A 16,476-nucleotide genomic window follows, 5' to 3' on the forward strand; every position below is an offset into this window, starting at 1 on the left:
CGAAGGCATCGCACCGGCGCCCCGGGCTGGAATATATTATTAAATTAAATCCATAAAATCTATCGATATTGATGCCATCGTTTTCCTGGCATAGCCTCTCTCCCACAAACCGACAGGAGAGGGCATATCATGCTGGACAGACGAGCATTTCTCGCAACCACCGCCGCCGTGGGGCTTTCGGCGGCGTTCGGACGCGGCGCGGCGGCGCAAGACGGTCCCGCCGCAACGACGAAGCTGGTCGTTGCCGACCAGAGCGAACTCGTGCGCAATCTGCTCGAGGCGAGCGGAGAGGGAAGCAAGCTGGAGTTCCAGTTCGAGCTGCCGAACTTTGCCGGCGGGCCGGCGATCTACGAGGCGATCCGGGCGGAGGCGCTCGACATCGCCTATGTCGGCGACACGCCGCCGATCCAGGCACGCGCCGCCGGCACGCTCCTGCCGATCGTCGCCACCTTCACCCGCGAAGTGGCGCAGTACCGGCTGACCAGCCGGCCGGGCCTGGTGATCAACAAGCTCTCGGAACTGAAGGGCAAGAGCGTCAGCTACATCGAGGGCTCGGGACGACAGGTGTTCCTGATCGAGGCGCTCAACCGCGCCGGGCTGAAACTCGACGACGTGCAACTGGTCAAGCTGCGGATCGCAGACCTGCCGGATGCGATCCGTTCGGGCGCCATCGACGTGGCAGTGCTGCAGGAGCCGCACGTGACGCGGCTGGTCAACCAGGTCGGCGCCAGCCCGGTGCTCGACCCGGAGGAGCGAAAACTGCTGCCGAGCACGAGCTACTTCTACGCCCGCCCGGCGGTGCTCGCCGATCCGGACAAGGCGGCAGCGGTCCGCCAGTTCATCGGCGCCTTCGTCCGCGCCGGTCGCTGGAGCAATGACAACGAGGATGCCTGGGCGAAGCACTACTACACGGATTTCCAGCGCATCGCCCCGGACGACACGGCGGCGATCCTCGCCGGCCAGTCGCCGCTGGTGTTCCAGACGTCGGTGGAGGCGATCCCGCATCACCAGAAGCTGATCGACATCCTCTACCAGTCCGGTTCGCTGAAGGAGCGCTTCGATGCCGCAGGCTCCTTCGTCGACACCTTCGACGACGTGATTGCCGGCGCCCGCGCCTGAGCGCGCTGCTGCAAACGACAGGAGACGACATGACCGACGTGACTTCGGGGGGCAACTTCTACGTGGCGGGACGGGCAGGCGAGCGATCGCCTGCCGCGCCTCGCGGTGGGGCTCGCGCGGTCCGGCTGCCGCCGGAGCGTCTGCCGCCGGGGCTTCGCCTGCTGGGGCCGGCGCTGGTCGTTCTGGCATGGGAGGCCGCCTCGCGGCTCGGGCTGCTGTCGCCGGCGACGCTGACGGCGCCATCGACCGCACTCGTCACCGGCTACCAGATGTTTTCCGACGGCAGCCTGCTGCCGCATCTTCTGGCCTCGGCCGGCCGTGCCTATTCCGGGCTCTTCCTCGGCGTGCTCGCCGGTGTGGTGCTGGCGCTGCTCTCGGGGCTGACGCGGACCGGCGAGGCGCTGATCGACGGGCTGGTGCAGATCAAGCGGGCGGTGCCGACCCTGGCGCTGATCCCGCTCGTGATCATCTGGCTCGGCATCGGCGAGGCGATGAAGGTGTTCCTGATCTTCACCGCCGTGCTCGTGCCGGTCTACATCAATACCCATGCGGCGCTGCGCGGCATCGACATCGGCCATATCGAGCTGGCGCGGACGCTGGGGCTCACGCGCGGCGAGTTCATCCGCCACGTGGCGCTGCCCGGCGCGCTTCCCGGCTTCTTCGTGTCGCTGCGGCTTGCCGTGGCGCTCTGCTGGACGGCGCTGGTGGTGCTCGAACTGATCAACACCCAGACGGGCATCGGATACCTGATGAACCGGGCGCGCGACTGGGGCCAGACCGACATCATCGTCGTCGGCATCATCATCTATGCGGTGCTCGGGCTCGTGTCTGACGCGGTCGTTCGCGCCGTCGAAGCAAGGGTGCTGTCCTACCGGAGGTCGCTCGGCTCATGACCTTCCACCGTCCCATCACCCCCTCGGTCGTCCTGCGCGACCTGTCGCGCAGCTTCAGGGGCAAGACTGTGCTCGACCGGGTGTCGCTGGAGATCCCGCGCGGCCAGTTCGTGGCGTTGCTCGGCGAGAGCGGCTCCGGCAAGACGACGCTGCTTCGCGCGCTCGCCGGTCTCGACGACGATGCCGAGACGGCCGGCCATTTCCAGGTCGCCGGCAGTTCCTCGGTGCTGTTCCAGGATTCGCGCCTGCTGCCGTGGATGAGCGTGATCGGCAACGTCACGCTCGGCCTGCGACGCCCGGACGGGCGGGCGGCGGCGCTGGAAATGCTGGAGGCCGTGGGCCTTGGCGACAAGGCGGACGTCTGGCCGTCGACGCTCTCGGGCGGCCAGAAGCAGCGGGCCTCGCTCGCACGCTCGCTGCTGCGCGAACCGGACGTGCTGCTTGCCGACGAACCCTTCGGCGCGCTCGACGCGCTGACGCGGCTGCGCATGCAGGCGCTGCTCCTGCGCCTCGTCGAACGGCAGCGGCCGACCGTCATCCTCGTCACCCACGACGTGGAGGAAGCACTCCTTCTGTCCGATCGCATCCTCGTCCTGAAGGACGGGCGGATCGCCGAGGACCATCCCGTCCGCATGCCGCAGCCGCGGCGCGTCGACCATCCCGATTTCGCCGGGCTCCGACAGACGCTGCTGTCGAGCCTCGGCGTTGAAGCCGAAACCGTCTGAAAGGCAGGACCATGACCCGCAAGCTGCACCTGAACCTGTTCCTCATGCCGCGCGGCCATCACGAGGCGGCGTGGCGGCATCCGGCCTCGGCCCGAAAGGCCCTGACCGATGTCGATCTCTATGCGAAGGCCGCGCAGATCGCCGAGGCGGCGAAATTCGATGCGGTATTCCTCGCCGATGCGCTGGTCGCGCCCAACAATGGCGGGCTGGTGGCGACGGGGGCACTGGAGCCGTTGACGCTGCTCTCGGCGCTCGCGATGCGTACCGAGAAGATTGGGCTGATCGGCACCGCCTCCACCACCTACAGCCAGCCCTATACGCTGGCGCGGCAGTTTGCCTCGCTCGACAATATCTCGGGCGGTCGGGTCGGCTGGAACATCGTCACCTCCTGGGCGCCGCAGGCCGGCCTGAACTACGGTCTTGCGGCGGATGTCGAGCATGGCGAGCGCTACCGGATCGCCGAGGAGTTCGTGGAGGCGGTGGACGCGCTCTGGCGCAGCTATCCGGCGCATGCGGTGCTCGACGATCGCGACGGCGGGCGCTACCTCGATCCGTCGCTGGTCCAACCCGTCGACTACGAGGGGCGGCACTACCGCACCCGCGGCCCGCTCAACGTGCCGGCCGGACCACAGGGGCGGCCGGTCTACGTGCAGGCGGGGCAGTCCGACACGGGCCGCGCCTTCGCAGCGCGCTGGGCCGAGGCGATCTTCACCGCGCACCTGACCAAAGATTCGGCGCGGACCTTCTATGCCGACGTGAAAGGCAGGGCGGCGGCCTTCGGGCGTCGGCCGGAGGATATCGTCATCCTGCCCGGCCTCAGCGCTGCGATCGGTTCGACGACGCGCGAGGCGGAGCAGGTGTGGGAGGAGCTCGATGCGCTGACCAGCACCGAGATCGGACTGTCGCGGCTGTCGGCCCGCTTCGGCGGCCACGATTTCAGCGGCGTGCCGCTCGACCGCCCGCTGCAGCGCGGCGACTTCCCGGATCCGGAGCGGGTGGAGGCGTCGAAGAGCCGCGCCATCGGCTATGTCGAGACTTCGCTCAACGAGGGACTGACGCTTCGCCAGTTGCTGCGGCGGCTGGCCGGCGCACGCGGGCACTTTACCGCGACGGGGACGCCGGAAGCGGTGGCCGACATCATCGAGGACTGGCTGGTCTCTGGGGCTGCCGACGGCTTCAACGTGATGCCGCCGATCCTCTACAGCCAGTTCGAGCTGTTTGCCGCCGAGGTTGTGCCGATCCTGCGCAAGCGCGGCCTGTTTCGCGAGGACTACGAAGGTACGACGCTGCGGGAGCATTTCGGCCTGGGACCCGTCCGCGAGGACGTGCCGCTGGCGCATTCGGCCTGAGCGGGCAGGGGCGGGGGATGGCCGTTCGCCGTCTCGCGCACCGGCCGAAGGAATGCCCCTCACCCTGACCCTCTCTCCCCGCAAGCGGGGAGAGAGGACGGAGACGTCGTGCCTCCATTCCCCCAGTCTCTTCCCTTCCCGTCACTCCGCTCGCCATGAAGGGGCGGAGACGTCGCGGTCTGCGTCCTTCTCCCCGCTTGCGGGGAGAAGGTGCCGGCAGGCGGATGAGGGGCAGCCGCACACTTCGGACGGGCGGCGGATCGGCGCCTTTATACAAACCCTGCAGACGCCCGCTGCCCGTCAGCCCTCGCCGCCGAGCGGAGCCGTCGCGGCCTCCAGCCATCCCCGCACGTCGGCATCCTCGATCAGCGGCATCAGCTTTTCGCGCGTCTGCTCGTGATAGGCGTCGATCCAGTCCGCTTCCTCGCGCGTCAGCAGGTCGGTGACGATCAGGCGCCTGTCGAGCGGGCAGAAGGTCAGCGTCTCGAAGGCGAGCATGTCGATGTCGCCGCCCTCGATCGGGGCTGCGGCCAGGACATGGATCAGGTTCTCGATGCGGATGCCGAAGCTGCCGGCGCGGTAGTAGCCGGGCTCGTTGGAGAGGATCATGCCGGGGAGCAGTTCCTGCGTGGCGAGCCGCGAGATCCGCTGCGGTCCCTCATGCACGGAGAGATAGGAGCCGACGCCGTGGCCGGTGCCGTGGGCATAGTCGGCGCCGGCCTTCCACAGCGCCGTGCGGGCGAGCGGGTCGAGGTCGCAGCCGCGGCTTCCCTTCGGGAAGCGGGCCGTGCTGATCGCGATCATGCCCTTCAGCACCAGCGTGAAGAAGCGCTTCTGCTCGTGGGGCACGTCGCCGATCGCAACCGTGCGGGTAATGTCCGTCGTGCCGTTGATGTACTGCGCGCCGGAATCGATCAGAAAGAGCGTGCCGTCCTCGAGCGTCGCGTCGGTCTGCGTGGTCACGCGATAGTGGATGACGGCGCCGTGGGCGCCGGCGCCGCTGATCGTGTCGAAGGAGACGTCCTTCAGCGGGTTCTGCATGCGCTGGCCGACGGCGGCGCGGCAGGCCTCGAGTTTCTTCGTCACCGCGATTTCCGTGAGCGTCCCCGGTTCGGACGCGTCCAGCCAGGCGAGGAACTCGACCATGGCGGCGCCGTCCTGCAGGTGCGCCTTGGCGGAGCCCGCCAGTTCGACCGCGTTCTTGCAGGCGCGGGGCAGGCGGGCCGGGTCGGCCCCTTCGACGACCGTGCCACCGGCTGCGCGGATCGCTTCGGCGAGCGCGAAGGGCGCCTGGTCGGGGTCGAGCATGATGCGCTTGCCCTCGCGCGACAGGGCGGCGATGCGGGCCGGAAACGCGGACGGCGGGGAGAAGTCGGCAAGCTGGGTCAGGTAGGCCTCTTCCTCGATGCCGGTCTTGCGCTTGTCGACGAAGATCTCGGCCTTGCCTCCCGCATGCAGGATCGCGCGCACAAGCGGGTGAGGGGTGTGGGGGACATCGCTGCCGCGAATGTTGAACAACCAGGCGGTGGTCGAGGGATCGGTGACGGCGAGCGCATCGGCGCCGGCCTCGGCGACCTTCGCGGCCATCTCGGCGATCTTGTCCTTGGCGAGCATGCCGGCGAACTCGATCGGCTGGATCTTCACCCGGCCGAGCGGTTCGGCCGGACGGTCGGCCCAGAGACGGTCGAGCGGATTGTGGTCGAGCAGGACGAGGCTGCCGCCGGCCGTTTCCAGCGCCTTTCCGAGCTTGCGCACCTCGCCGCCGGTGTGCAGCCAGGGGTCGATGCCGAGGCGGAACCCCTTCGAGGCATGCTTTGGGATCCACAGGTGCGGCGGCTCGCCGACGAGGTCGCCGCCCTTGAAGACGCTGCCGTCCACCTGTTCGGCAAGCTGCGTCACATAGCGGCCGTCGACGAAGACGACGGCCTCGCCGCGGGCGACGAGCGCGATGCCGGCCGAGCCGGTGAAACCGGTGAGCCAGGCCAGCCGCTCGGCGTTCTTCGGCACGTATTCGCCCTGGAATTCGTCGGCGCGCGGCGCGAGGAAGCCGTCGATGCCGAGGCCATCGAAGGCGGCGCGCAGCGCTTCCACGCGTTCGCGGCCGAATTGCGGGGTGGAGGTGACGTCGAAACTCTGGAACATGGCTGTGCTACCGAACGGATTTGAATACGAAGAAGGACACTAAAGCATGTCTTTCGAAAGTGGTAACCGGTTTGCGGACGATTACATGGGAAAAAGCGGGGCATGCCGGCCAGACGACCGCCGAAGATGTGGTACACCGCCTGACGGGCGTGCCGTCCATCGATGACGGCAGTGGAAAGGCGGAAGCAAAGGTCCTCAATGTTGATACGTGGCAGGATACTCGCCTCATTTTTCATGCTGCCGATGCTCGCTGCCCCGGCGCCGGCGCAAGAGAGTCCCTATCCCGGCCGGCCGGGACTGGCCTTCCCGGAAGGAACACCCCTGGAGACCGCGCGTTGCAACGATCTCCACAAGACCATTGAGAATTTCCAGCCTCCAAGCGGCCAGCGCATCGATCTGTGGGCTTCCGGCCCGCTGACGATCGTGGAGACGGACGAGGTGCTCTGGTACCTCGGCATCTGCCCGGTGCCGGGCATCCGCGTCTTGTGCGTGACCTACTCGGACAACGGCATGCAGGTCGGCGATGTCGTGACCGTGCGCGGCGCCATGAGAATTCAGGACGACAGCCATGTTCTGCTCGACCCCTGCCTCGCTTCGCGCGACTGATCCGATCGCGTCGGGAGTGTTGCGAGGGTGTGCGGTGTCGGTATTAATCCATGCGATGCACGCATGGCTCCCATGCCAAGATTTCGCTGTCGTTATTTTTTGTTTCGGTTATAAAGCGCGCATCGAAGCGAACGCGATATGCGGTCGAAGCGAAAGAGAAACGAAAGATTTCGCCGCAAGGCGATCCTGCTAGGTGCTCCGGTCCAATACCTGTCCGGTCACTCCTCCTCCCTCCTCCGGGCGGGTGTTCGGAGCACGTAGAGTCCGCTTGAGCTCTCCTCCTCCCAAGCTCGCGGACAGGTCGGGAAACCGACCCATAGGCGGTGCCTCCGGCACCGCCTTTCTCTTTTTTGAAGGCCTTTTCGGTCATGCCTCCCGGTCGCATCCCTGCGCGGCCGGGAGGTTTTTTTTGACGCATGCGCGTCAGGGCCACGTCAGGGCCTGTCGAGATGGATCGTCACCCAGCCATTGCGCCAGATGGTGCGGACGTGGCGCAGGCCGGCGCCGGAATAGGCGGCGATCACCTTCCAGCGCTGGTTGGCGAGAATGCCGGAGAGGACCACGTGTCCGCCGGGTGCCAGATGTGCGGCAAGCTGCGGCGCCATCCGCATCAGCGGGCGGGCGAGGATGTTGGCGATGATCAGGTCGAAGGGGCCGTGCCGGCGGAAGGCGGTGTGGTGGAAGCCGGTCGCCGTCTCGAGCGTCATGCCGGCGGCGATCCCGTTCTTGCGCACGTTCTCGCGCGCCACCTTCGTGGCGACCGGGTCGATGTCGGTGGCCAGTACCGGGATCGGCGCCAGCTTGCGGGCGGCGATCGCCAGCACGCCGCTGCCGGTGCCGAGGTCGAGGGCGGAGCGGATCCGGCCCCTGCGCATGACGTGCTCGATCACCTCGAGGCAGCCGGCGGTGGTGCCGTGGTGGCCGGTGCCGAAGGCCTGCCCGGCGTCGATCTCGATTGCGATCTCGCCGGAGCGGGCGGTGCCCCGGTCATGCGATCCGTGCACGACGAAGCGGCCGGCGCGGACCGGCTGCAGGCCTTCCAGCGACCTGGCGATCCAGTCGACGTCGGGAATGTCCTCGCGCTCGATCCTCGCTTCGGGAAAGGCGGGCGCCAGCAATGCGGCGAAGCGCTCGCGCATCTCCTCTTCCTCGTCGGCCATCAGGTACAGCGATGCTTCCCAGATGTCGCGCTTTTCGTCGATCTCCATGGTGGCGATGGCGTAGCCTTCGTCCTCGAAGGCGTCGGACATCAGCGCCAGGATCGCCTCGGCGTTCTTCTCGGTCGTGGTGGTGAAAAGACGAATCTCGCTCACGGTCTCGGTGTTCCTGCTTGCCGGCCGGACGGCATGCCCTGGCCATTTACGCGGTCGGCTGCGACACGGGCCGCTGCCGATCCGACCCGCGGCGCAGTAGCATGTCCGCGGGCTGGCGCAAAGCGCATCAATACGCGACGGGCAGCCAGGGCGGCTCCGGCGTGTCCATGCCGGCAATGCTGCGCACCAGCGCCCGCTCGGCGAAGCGGAGATGCGCCATCAGCGGCAGGATGCGGTCGCGCAGGGCGAGCGATGCCGGCCGGTCCATCGTCGCCATCGCCGTCAGCATGCGGGTCTGGCGCAGCACGCCGCGGACCGCCGGCAGGCGCAGGTCCGAATAGTCGGCCTCGCGTCCCTCCGAGACGAGCCAGGCGAGCCAGCAGGCGTCCTCGATGCCGAGGTTCATGCCGCGGGCGCCGATCGGCGAATGGATATGGGCGGCGTCGCCCGCCAGAAAGACGCGCCCGGCCGACATCGTCTCGACATGGCGGAAACTGACGGTGAACTGCGAGCGCCAGGCGCATTCGCCATTCGGACGCGGATGGACGATCCGGTCCTCGAAATCGGCCATGGTGGAGATGTAGCGCAGCACGTTGGCGCGGACCGGGATGCAGGCGAGGACGCCGGGATTGAAGAACTCCACCCGCCCGTGGCGGACGTCGACCGGCGCGTCATAGGCGTAGTCGGCAAGGAAGAAGTCGTTGTCCAGCGCGTCGCCCGGAAAGGTGAAGCCGCAGGCCTTGCGGACGGTGGAATGGGCGCCGTCGGCGCCGACGAGCATGGTCGGCCTGACCGTTTCGCCGCTGTCGTCGTTGCGCACGAGCGTGACCTCGGGCGCATCCGGGGTGCCGTCGATCCTGTTGACCCGCGTGTGCCATTCGGGCTCGACCTCAAGCGCCCGCAGCCGCTCCAGCAGCAGGCGCTCGGTGGCGCCCTGAGGCAGGATGCTGAGCGCCGGGCCGGGTCCGCGAAACCGCGCCGTGCTGACCGTGAGAAGCGGGGCACCGAGTGAGGAAAGCTTGAGGCCCTCGATCGGCAGCGCCTGTGCGGCGATGTCGGCGGCGACACCCGAGGGGCCGAGCAGCATCAGGGTGCGGGCGTTGACGCCGAGCGCGCGGCTCTCGTTTTCGGCGACGGGGCCATCGGTCTCGGCGACGATGCGCGGCTTGATGCCGCGGCGTGCCAGTTCGAGGGCCAGCGTCAGCCCCACCGGTCCCGCGCCGGCGATGAGGATCGAGCAGTCGGCGCGTGAAACCATGGGCGGAGGTCCCTATCCCTTGATGAGGTTCTCCAGCTTTTGTACGGCAACATCGGGGTTCTCGCCATAGGCTATGGTGCCCCGGAAGCGACCGTCCTTGTCGAGCAGGAAGACGGAAGCGGTGTGGTCCATCGTGTATTCGCCGTCCGGCTGGCTCTCGTCGACCGGTACCTTGCGGGCATAGACGCGGAAGCCCTTGACCATGTCCATGACCTTGTCGGCCGGGCCGGAAATGCCGGTCACGCGCTTGGAAACATTGGAAACATAGGTCCCGAGGATCTCCGGCGTGTCGCGCTCGGGATCGACGGTGACGAAATAGGCCTGCATCTTCGAGCCGTCCGGATCGGTCTTGGCGAGCCAGCCGTCGAGCTCGAACAGCGTCGTCGGGCAGACCTCGGGGCAATGGGTGAAGCCGAAGAAGAGCGCGGTCGGCTTGCCGGTGAACGCCTTCTCAGTGACGGGGCTGCCGTCCTGCGAAACAAGCGTGAAGGGCACGCCGAAGGGGCCCTCGGCCAACTGGTCTCCGGTGCGCGTCATCTCCAGCGTCAGCCAGCCGAGCAGGCCGGCAAGGAGGGCAATGGCGATCCAGAGGATGGTGCGTACGGTCTTCATGAGGCAATCCGTCATCGGCAGGTCGGCCGCGGCGCGGCCGGTTCAGACCGTGTCATAGTCGGTCCCGCCGCAGGGGGCAAATGCACGTTTTGCCGCAAGCGGGCGCGCCGGGCGGCGATCCTGCCGGTCCGACTGCGTCAGAAGCACCAGGACAGGCCGGTTTCCGCCATGGAAAGCAGGATCGACGAGCCATGTTCCAGCCAGCCGGCGAAGGCGAGCGCGGAGAGCGCGCCGAGCAGGGCTGCCCCGGAAGCGATCAGGACGGCGGCGCGGACGGTGTGGCGGGCGGTGGTCATGAGCGCATGTTAGCGCAGATGGGCGCCGACCGGAATGGGGCAGGGCGCCGGTGCCGGCCGCCGGCCGCCGGCGCGGAGCCGCGTGCTCCCGGGCGGCCTCAAGGCCGTGCAACGCCCCGAAACCGGACGTTTGCCGGAGATTCTTAGCGTTTGCTTAATCTATCTCTGCAAGGCTTGCCGCAGCGTATGGGCCGTCCTGGCCTCTCGGGCATGAGGTCCGCCGGCCGTTCAGGCCTTGCGCGCAGATGCGATCCCTCGGCCGAATCTGGGAAGTCCGATCCATGTCCAACGCCATCAAGCAATCCGGCGCCTATCTCGAAATCGTCTCCTTCCACCTCGGAGACCAGGAATTCTGCATCGACATCATGGCGATCCGCGAAATCCGCGGCTGGGCGCCGGTGACGCCGATGCCGCATACGCCGCCCTACGTCCTCGGCCTGATCAACCTGCGCGGTGCGGTGATCCCGGTCATCGACATGGCCTGCCGTCTCGGCATGAAGATGACCGAGCCGTCCGAGCGTTCGGCGATCATCGTCACCGACATCGCCGGCAAGCTCGTCGGCCTGCTGGTGGAGCAGGTCTCCGACATGATGACCATCAAGAGCGAAGACCTGCAGGCGGCGCCGGAAATCATCCCGGAAGCCCAGCGCGCCTTCTGCCGCGGCATCGTCGCCCTGGAAAAGACGATGGTCTGCTTCCTCAACCTCGACACCGTGATCGCCGACGAACTGGCGCAGGCCGCCTGATCGACGGAGACCGGCCGGTCGCATGACGAAACCCCGGGACGCGCGTCGCCGGGGTTTTCGCGCGCGCGCCGCACACCGGCCTTTTCGTTCGCCCCCTTGATTCTTCGCAACGCGATGCAACATGCTTGTCCGTAGTCTGGATCTAAAGCACGCCGCGATCTTTCAGATTCGCTCCGGTGCTTTAGTCCATTGATTTTACGCATGTTGTCGTCGCAAACCCGCTGCACACTTTTGCGCGACATGCGTTAGCCCCGGAAATGCGCCATGAAATCGGAGTGCCCATCATGAAGTGCCTGCTGCTCATCGACCTCCAGTCCGGGTTCTGCCCGGGCGGCAACCTGGCCGTCCCCGAGGGCGACGACGTGATCCCAGTCGCCAACCGGCTGATGGCGAAGGGCGGCTACGACCTGATCGTCGCCTCGCAGGACTGGCATCCCGCCGACCACGGCAGTTTCGCCTCCAGCCATCCCGGGCGGAACCCGTTCGAGATGGGAGAACTGAAGGGCAAGCCGCAGATGCTCTGGCCGGACCATTGCGTCGAGCACACCGAGGATGCAGCGCTCCATCCCGCCCTCGACGTGACGCGGATCGACTACATCCAGAAGAAGGGCATGGATCGCGAGGTCGACAGCTATTCCGCCTTTCGCGACAACGACAGGACGGCCCATACCGGGCTTGCCGACTACCTGCGCCAGCGCGGGGTGACGCAGATCGACATCGGCGGGCTTGCGACGGATTACTGCGTTCAGGCTTCGGCGATTGACGCGGTCGAGATGTTGCCCGGCGTGCGCGTCCGCTTCGTCGAGGACCTGAGCCGCGGCATTGCGCCGGAGACGGTCGCTGCGGCGGAAAAGGCGATGGCTGCGGCAGGGGTTGCGACAGTGACGGAGGCCGAGATCCTGCGCGAGGCGTGACCGGCGGCTGAACCGCAGGTTGGAACAAAGCGGGGCGAACCGCATTTCCCCTTCCGAAGGCGCAGAAAAGCGCTGCAGGGAGATCACCATGAAACCGCTTGCAACTCTTTCGTTCATCCTGCTTACCGGCGCGATCGCCGCTCCCGCATTTGCGGCTACGACCATCGACGGCATGAACGTTCCGGTCCCGACCCCGCGTCCCGCCCTCGAGATGGCGCAGGCGTCCGCCGAGCCGATGACCCGGCCTGACGCTTCCGGCCAGGATGGCCAGGCTCAGGATGGTCAGGCCATGGACATGATGAGCACCGGTGCGATCGCGCCGAGCGTCTCCGGTGTCGAGGACTTCAAGGCGATCGATGTCGCCAGGATCGCGGTGATGCGCGTTGACGAGGTCGCCGACGAGGATACCCGCGAGCAGTATCGCCTGCTGTCAGACAGCCATTCCGCCGACATGCGCAAGCTCCAGTCCGACATCAGGACCAATGCAGACCTGGTCGCAGCGCTTGAGGCGCAGCAGGTCGATGTCGATCAGGTCATTTCCGTCCAGCAGAACGGCGACGGCAGCGTGACGTTCATCGTCCTGTAGGCCGGCCGGGCGCCCGCCGACAAACAGCTACGGAGGAGGAGGCCGCAATGGGTCCGGGGCAATCCGGCCTATTGCGGCTTTCCGTTCGTCCAGGTGACGTTCTCGCCGAAGAGCGGCACCGTGGAGATCGACATCTTGGCGGAGCCTTCCGTCAGTTCCCGCGAGTGGGCCAGGTAGATGAGCGTGTCGTTCTTGCGGTCGTAGATGCGGGTGACCACCAGCTTCTTCCAGATCAGCGACAGGCCGGCCTTGAACACTTCCTCGCCGTCCTTCGACAGATCGATCTCGCCGATCGTGATCGGGCCGGTCTGCTGGCAGGCGATGGCGTTGTTGGAGGGATCTTCGAACCAGTTGCCCTTCTGCAGCCGGTCCAGGACGCCCCGGTCGAAATAGGTGATGTGGCAGGTCACGCCGGAAACTTCGGGGTCGCCGACCGCATCGATCTTGATATCGTTGCCCATCCAGTCCACCCCGACTTCGCCGACCGTGTCGGCGAGCGAACCGGTGGCAAGGAGGGCAAGGCCTGCAGCCAGGGCGATGCGAAGGCGGGAAGCAGTCATCGGGCGGTCTCCATGGGGGCTGGAAGCGTCGGGCATCGAAACGGAATCGATTCAGGAATCGATTCAAGGCGATATGCGGAATGTCTCATGTCCTGCTGCGGCATTCTCCATCTCACTTAGGTGCCGCGCGGCACTTTGCAATGTCGGCCGGCCTCAGGGCGCTTTCGCAGCGGCGATCGTCGCGCGCACGCTTTCGGGGTCGGTCAGGGTCAGTTCGTATTCCCGGTCCTTCTCCGTGCCGCCCATGCCGACGTGGGGATTGCGGAAGCGCATGCCGCTCGGCACCGTCTTCAGCGCGGCGAAGTGCATCTCCTTCAGCCCCGCGCCGTCGCGCACCGCCTTGATGTTGCCGGCATCGAGCGCACCGCAGCCCATGATGACGATGCGCTCGCCGGCCTGCGCCACCGCCCGCCTCAGGATGTCGATCCCCTCGACCGCCGTGTCGCGCTGGCCGGAGGTCAGCACCCGGTCGACGCCGCAGCGGACCAGAGCCTCGAGCGCCTCGCCGGCGTCCTCGGTCATGTCGAAGGCGCGGTGGCAGGTGACCGACATTGGCCGGGCAGTGGCCACCAGTTCCTTCGTCCGCGCCTCGTCGATGCGGCCGTCCGGAGTGAGGCAGCCGATGACGACGCCGGCCACGCCCTCGGCGCGCAGGGCCGAAATGTCCTCGCGCATGGTCTCGAACTCGGCCTGCGAATAGAGAAAATCGCCGCCGCGGGGGCGGATGATGACATGGACCGGAATACGGGCCGCCTTCACGGCTGCGCGGATCGTCGCAAGGCTCGGCGTCAGGCCGCCCTCCATCAGGCTGGCGCAGAGCTCCACCCGGTCGGCGCCGGCCTCCTGCGCCGCCAAGAAACCGTCGATGCCTTCGACGCAGAGTTCGATGAGCGGTGCCGCCATGGTCTTCTTTCCTTCCCGTGATTCCGGGTGACGTTAGGGCGGCGGCAGGCCGGGAGCAATGGGGCAGGCCGGCTTTGCGTTCACCGGCGGGTGCGCTAATACCAACCTGCAGTGATATTGGCCGATTGCGTGGGACCGCCTGCGGTCATCCGGAAAGGAGCATACCGCAGAGCGATGCCTGGGCATCGGTCGAGGATTGCGACGCCGCCGGTGGCCGACAGGCGGCCCACCCGGAGGGCCGGGCGCCTTTGGACTGCGGACGGCGTCGAAAATCCTCGCCGGACCGACAGGTCCGACTGCGGTTTTCTCTTGGCCGCAGGCCAAAATCGCTCCGGCGCAATCGGTCAATATCACTGCAGGTTGGTATAAGGATTTGCGCGCACGAGAGGAAGGGATGCCGAAGTGGACGGATTGACCGCGTTGTCAGCAACCGAGCTTTCGGTGGCGATCCATGGCCGCAAGATCTCCTGCCGTTCGGTGATGGAGGCGTATCTGGCGCGGATCGGAGCGATCAACCCGCTCCTCAACGCGATCGTCAGCCTCAGGGACGAGGGCGAACTGATCGCCGAGGCCGAGGCGGCCGACCGGGCGCTCGCAGAGGGGCGGTCGCGCGGATGGCTGCACGGCATGCCCTTCGCCGTCAAGGATCTCTCCGAAGCCCGTGGGATCCGCTGCACCTACGGCTCGCGGATCTATCGCGATTTCGTGCCGGATCATGACGACATCCATGTCGAGCGCATCCGCGCGGCCGGCGCCATCGTCATCGGCAAGACCAATGCGCCGGAGATGGGGCTCGGCTCGCATACCTACAACGACGTCTTCGGCGCGACGCGCAATCCCTACGACGTGATGAAGAGCGCCGGCGGCTCGTCCGGCGGTGCGGCGGCGGCGCTGGCGGCCCGGCTCGTGCCCGTCGCCGACGGCAGCGACATGATGGGATCGCTGCGCAATCCGGCAGCCTTCAACAACGTCATCGGTTTCCGCCCGAGCTTCGGCCGCGTGCCCTCGCTCGGCAACGAACTTTATCTCGGCCAGCATGCGGTGAACGGGCCGATGGGGCGCTCGGTCGCAGACGTCGCCGCGCTGCTTGCGATCCAGGCGGGCCATGACGCCCGCGATCCGCTGTCGCTGCCGACGGAAGATCTTGCGCCGGGCAGGGCCCGCGACGTCTCCGCGGCGAGGATCGGCTGGCTCGGCGACCATGGCGGCCACCTGCCTTTCGAGCCCGGCGTGCTGGAGCTCTGCCGTTCGGCGCTCGAGGTCCTGGCCGCGCTCGGCGCCGCCGTTGCCGAGGTGCCGGCGGGCTTCGACATGGACCGCCTCTGGTGGGGGTGGAAAACCTACCGCCACTTCCTCGTCGCATCCGCGCAGGCGGCCGATCATGCCGATCCCGATCGGCGGGCGATGATGAAGCCGGAAATGATCTGGGAGATCGAGAACGGGCTCGCGCTGTCGGCCGGCGAGATCGCCGCGGCGTCTGCGGTCCGCAGCGACTGGTACCGGCATGTGCTGGCGCTGTTCGAGCGCTACGACTTTCTGGTGCTGCCGTCGGCGCAGGTCTTTCCGTTCGACGTGGAGACGCACTGGCCACGGTCGATCGCGGGCAGGGCGATGGACACCTACCATCGCTGGATGGAGGTGGTGATCGGGCCGACCATGGCCGGGCTGCCCGTCGCCGCCATGCCGGCCGGCTTCGGCCCGGAAGGCTTGCCCGCCGGCATCCAGATCATCGGGCCGCCGCGTGCCGACAGGGCGGTGCTGCAGGTCGCTGCCGCCTACGAGGCGCTGGCCGACTGGACCGGACGGGCACCCGACATCGGCTGATCCTTGCGGGCGTGGCACCGGGCTTTGTGATTTGTCCGTCGTGCCGCGCGGACGTATCCTTGCCGTTTCGCGGTCGCGCGCCGGCCGCCGGGCACCGGGAGGGACCCATGGGACGCAGATATATCGACTGCCGGGAATTTCCGAGCGACATGAAGTGCACGATCGCCATCTCCGCCGACAGCGAGGAGGAGCTGATCGACGCCGCCGTGCTGCATGCGGTGTACAATCATGGAGAGCACGATACGCCGGCCTTCCGCGCCGAGATCCGCAAGGCGATCCATGACGGCATGCCGCCGATGAAGGTGGCCTGAGGCACTGTTGTGGGCCGAACTCGGCTCGTCCGCCTGTCGAGTGGCGACAAGGCGAACGGCCTCCCCGCGTGCGCGGATGATCGCCGTCTCGTCCGCCGTGTGTCTGCCAGCCAGGCCGGCTTCCGCACTAACCTGCCCACTCCCTTTCGTTAGCAGATAAAGCAATTCGCCATTGCGAAGCTGCCCGGATTTCGCGCGCCCGCAGAATATTTTCTGCAGCGTTCTTCCTTGCGGAGGCTGTTGAAAATACTGGACGATTCCGGCCTCTGCACAGGCATCCAAGCCGTGCTGCCGGCGTTTTCTGAAACGCCGTAAAGGA

The 16,476-nt window shown here is 67.2% G+C and carries 17 protein-coding genes; 10 read left to right on the forward strand and 7 right to left on the reverse strand.

The genetic code is table 11. The features are described 5' to 3' along the window. The first annotated feature begins 129 nt into the window (after positions 1–129). From LQK81_RS07020 to LQK81_RS07035, 4 genes are read left to right on the forward strand one after another with little or no spacing between them, the layout of a single operon-like run. The gene (locus tag LQK81_RS07020) at positions 130–1,119 is read left to right on the forward strand and encodes an ABC transporter substrate-binding protein (RefSeq protein ID WP_230804791.1); all 990 of its coding nucleotides are present in this window, start codon (positions 130–132) and stop codon (positions 1,117–1,119) included. A gap of 29 nt (positions 1,120–1,148) precedes the next feature. Further along, positions 1,149–2,012: an ABC transporter permease gene (locus LQK81_RS07025; protein ID WP_230804793.1), complete on the forward strand. Its 864-nt coding sequence runs from the start codon at positions 1,149–1,151 to the stop codon at positions 2,010–2,012. After that, positions 2,009–2,737, forward strand: a complete 729-nt coding sequence (locus LQK81_RS07030; protein WP_230804795.1) for an ABC transporter ATP-binding protein — start codon at positions 2,009–2,011, stop codon at positions 2,735–2,737. The genes LQK81_RS07025 and LQK81_RS07030 overlap by 4 nt, the downstream gene beginning before the upstream one ends. 11 nt (positions 2,738–2,748) lie before the next feature. After that, complete coding sequence (locus tag LQK81_RS07035) at positions 2,749–4,086, forward strand: LLM class flavin-dependent oxidoreductase (protein ID WP_230804803.1); 1,338 nt, start codon at positions 2,749–2,751, stop codon at positions 4,084–4,086. A gap of 300 nt (positions 4,087–4,386) precedes the next feature. On the opposite strand, the gene LQK81_RS07040 is transcribed toward LQK81_RS07035, so the two are convergent. After that, positions 4,387–6,228 (reverse strand): aminopeptidase P family protein, encoded by a 1,842-nt coding sequence (locus LQK81_RS07040; protein WP_230804804.1) that lies wholly within the window; start codon positions 6,226–6,228, stop codon positions 4,387–4,389. Positions 6,229–6,390: 162 nt separating this feature from the next. Between LQK81_RS07040 and LQK81_RS07045 the strand changes: the two genes are divergently transcribed. Continuing rightward, positions 6,391–6,834, forward strand: a complete 444-nt coding sequence (locus LQK81_RS07045) for a hypothetical protein (RefSeq protein WP_230804805.1) — start codon at positions 6,391–6,393, stop codon at positions 6,832–6,834. Between the two features lie 434 nt (positions 6,835–7,268). Here the strand turns inward: LQK81_RS07045 and LQK81_RS07050 are convergent, their stop codons facing one another. The 4 genes from LQK81_RS07050 to LQK81_RS07065 form a co-directional block, all read right to left on the reverse strand. Continuing rightward, positions 7,269–8,147, reverse strand: a complete 879-nt coding sequence (locus LQK81_RS07050; protein ID WP_230804806.1) for a 50S ribosomal protein L11 methyltransferase — start codon at positions 8,145–8,147, stop codon at positions 7,269–7,271. Between the two features lie 127 nt (positions 8,148–8,274). Next, a complete protein-coding gene (locus tag LQK81_RS07055; RefSeq protein ID WP_230804807.1) occupies positions 8,275–9,405 on the reverse strand; it encodes an FAD-dependent oxidoreductase in 1,131 nt (376 codons plus the stop codon). A gap of 12 nt (positions 9,406–9,417) precedes the next feature. After that, positions 9,418–10,017: an SCO family protein gene (locus tag LQK81_RS07060; RefSeq protein WP_230804809.1), complete on the reverse strand. Its 600-nt coding sequence runs from the start codon at positions 10,015–10,017 to the stop codon at positions 9,418–9,420. Positions 10,018–10,154: 137 nt separating this feature from the next. Beyond that, positions 10,155–10,313 carry a hypothetical protein gene (locus LQK81_RS07065; RefSeq protein WP_230804811.1) on the reverse strand — a complete coding sequence of 53 codons (159 nt, stop codon included), beginning with the start codon at positions 10,311–10,313 and terminating at the stop codon, positions 10,155–10,157. Between the two features lie 281 nt (positions 10,314–10,594). On the opposite strand from LQK81_RS07065, the gene LQK81_RS07070 reads away from it, so the two are divergent. The 3 genes from LQK81_RS07070 to LQK81_RS07080 all read left to right on the forward strand — a co-directional run bounded on the left by LQK81_RS07070 (position 10,595) and on the right by LQK81_RS07080 (position 12,559). Continuing rightward, a complete protein-coding gene (locus LQK81_RS07070) occupies positions 10,595–11,059 on the forward strand; it encodes a chemotaxis protein CheW (protein ID WP_230804813.1) in 465 nt (154 codons plus the stop codon). 284 nt (positions 11,060–11,343) lie between these two features. Beyond that, the gene (gene pncA, locus LQK81_RS07075; RefSeq protein ID WP_230804815.1) at positions 11,344–11,973 is read left to right on the forward strand and encodes a bifunctional nicotinamidase/pyrazinamidase; all 630 of its coding nucleotides are present in this window, start codon (positions 11,344–11,346) and stop codon (positions 11,971–11,973) included. A gap of 88 nt (positions 11,974–12,061) precedes the next feature. After that, a complete protein-coding gene (locus tag LQK81_RS07080; RefSeq protein ID WP_230804817.1) occupies positions 12,062–12,559 on the forward strand; it encodes a hypothetical protein in 498 nt (165 codons plus the stop codon). Between the two features lie 68 nt (positions 12,560–12,627). Here LQK81_RS07080 and LQK81_RS07085 read toward each other — a convergent pair whose 3' ends face one another. Then, positions 12,628–13,119 carry a CreA family protein gene (locus tag LQK81_RS07085; RefSeq protein WP_230804818.1) on the reverse strand — a complete coding sequence of 164 codons (492 nt, stop codon included), beginning with the start codon at positions 13,117–13,119 and terminating at the stop codon, positions 12,628–12,630. 153 nt (positions 13,120–13,272) lie between these two features. Then, entirely contained in the window at positions 13,273–14,022 is a 750-nt protein-coding gene (locus LQK81_RS07090; RefSeq protein ID WP_230804819.1) for a copper homeostasis protein CutC, read from the reverse strand. A gap of 402 nt (positions 14,023–14,424) precedes the next feature. Here LQK81_RS07090 and LQK81_RS07095 point away from each other — a divergent pair, with 402 nt between their 5' ends. Both LQK81_RS07095 and LQK81_RS07100 read left to right on the forward strand, forming a co-directional pair. After that, positions 14,425–15,846 (forward strand): amidase, encoded by a 1,422-nt coding sequence (locus LQK81_RS07095; RefSeq protein WP_230804821.1) that lies wholly within the window; start codon positions 14,425–14,427, stop codon positions 15,844–15,846. A 107-nt stretch (positions 15,847–15,953) separates the two neighbouring features. After that, positions 15,954–16,157: a DUF1059 domain-containing protein gene (locus LQK81_RS07100; RefSeq protein WP_230804824.1), complete on the forward strand. Its 204-nt coding sequence runs from the start codon at positions 15,954–15,956 to the stop codon at positions 16,155–16,157. Positions 16,158–16,476: the final 319 nt, after the last annotated feature.

The organism is Rhizobium sp. GN54 (assembly GCF_021026345.1).
GTDB lineage: Bacteria > Pseudomonadota > Alphaproteobacteria > Rhizobiales > Rhizobiaceae > Mycoplana.

Bases quoted from the DNA above. Each gene is read 5' to 3' on its own strand.
- LQK81_RS07055 (WP_230804807.1), bottom strand. From the start codon at position 9,405: ATGGTTTCACGCGCCGACTGCTCGATCCTCATCGCCGGCGCGGGACCG.
- LQK81_RS07045 (WP_230804805.1), top strand. From the start codon at position 6,391: ATGACGGCAGTGGAAAGGCGGAAGCAAAGGTCCTCAATGTTGATACGT.
- LQK81_RS07070 (WP_230804813.1), top strand. From the start codon at position 10,595: ATGTCCAACGCCATCAAGCAATCCGGCGCCTATCTCGAAATCGTCTCC.
- LQK81_RS07025 (WP_230804793.1), top strand. From the start codon at position 1,149: ATGACCGACGTGACTTCGGGGGGCAACTTCTACGTGGCGGGACGGGCA.
- LQK81_RS07040 (WP_230804804.1), bottom strand. From the start codon at position 6,228: ATGTTCCAGAGTTTCGACGTCACCTCCACCCCGCAATTCGGCCGCGAA.
- LQK81_RS07020 (WP_230804791.1), top strand. From the start codon at position 130: ATGCTGGACAGACGAGCATTTCTCGCAACCACCGCCGCCGTGGGGCTT.
- LQK81_RS07100 (WP_230804824.1), top strand. From the start codon at position 15,954: ATGGGACGCAGATATATCGACTGCCGGGAATTTCCGAGCGACATGAAG.
- LQK81_RS07080 (WP_230804817.1), top strand. From the start codon at position 12,062: ATGAAACCGCTTGCAACTCTTTCGTTCATCCTGCTTACCGGCGCGATC.
- LQK81_RS07065 (WP_230804811.1), bottom strand. From the start codon at position 10,313: ATGACCACCGCCCGCCACACCGTCCGCGCCGCCGTCCTGATCGCTTCC.
- LQK81_RS07030 (WP_230804795.1), top strand. From the start codon at position 2,009: ATGACCTTCCACCGTCCCATCACCCCCTCGGTCGTCCTGCGCGACCTG.
- LQK81_RS07085 (WP_230804818.1), bottom strand. From the start codon at position 13,119: ATGACTGCTTCCCGCCTTCGCATCGCCCTGGCTGCAGGCCTTGCCCTC.
- pncA (WP_230804815.1), top strand. From the start codon at position 11,344: ATGAAGTGCCTGCTGCTCATCGACCTCCAGTCCGGGTTCTGCCCGGGC.
- LQK81_RS07035 (WP_230804803.1), top strand. From the start codon at position 2,749: ATGACCCGCAAGCTGCACCTGAACCTGTTCCTCATGCCGCGCGGCCAT.
- LQK81_RS07060 (WP_230804809.1), bottom strand. From the start codon at position 10,017: ATGAAGACCGTACGCACCATCCTCTGGATCGCCATTGCCCTCCTTGCC.
- LQK81_RS07090 (WP_230804819.1), bottom strand. From the start codon at position 14,022: ATGGCGGCACCGCTCATCGAACTCTGCGTCGAAGGCATCGACGGTTTC.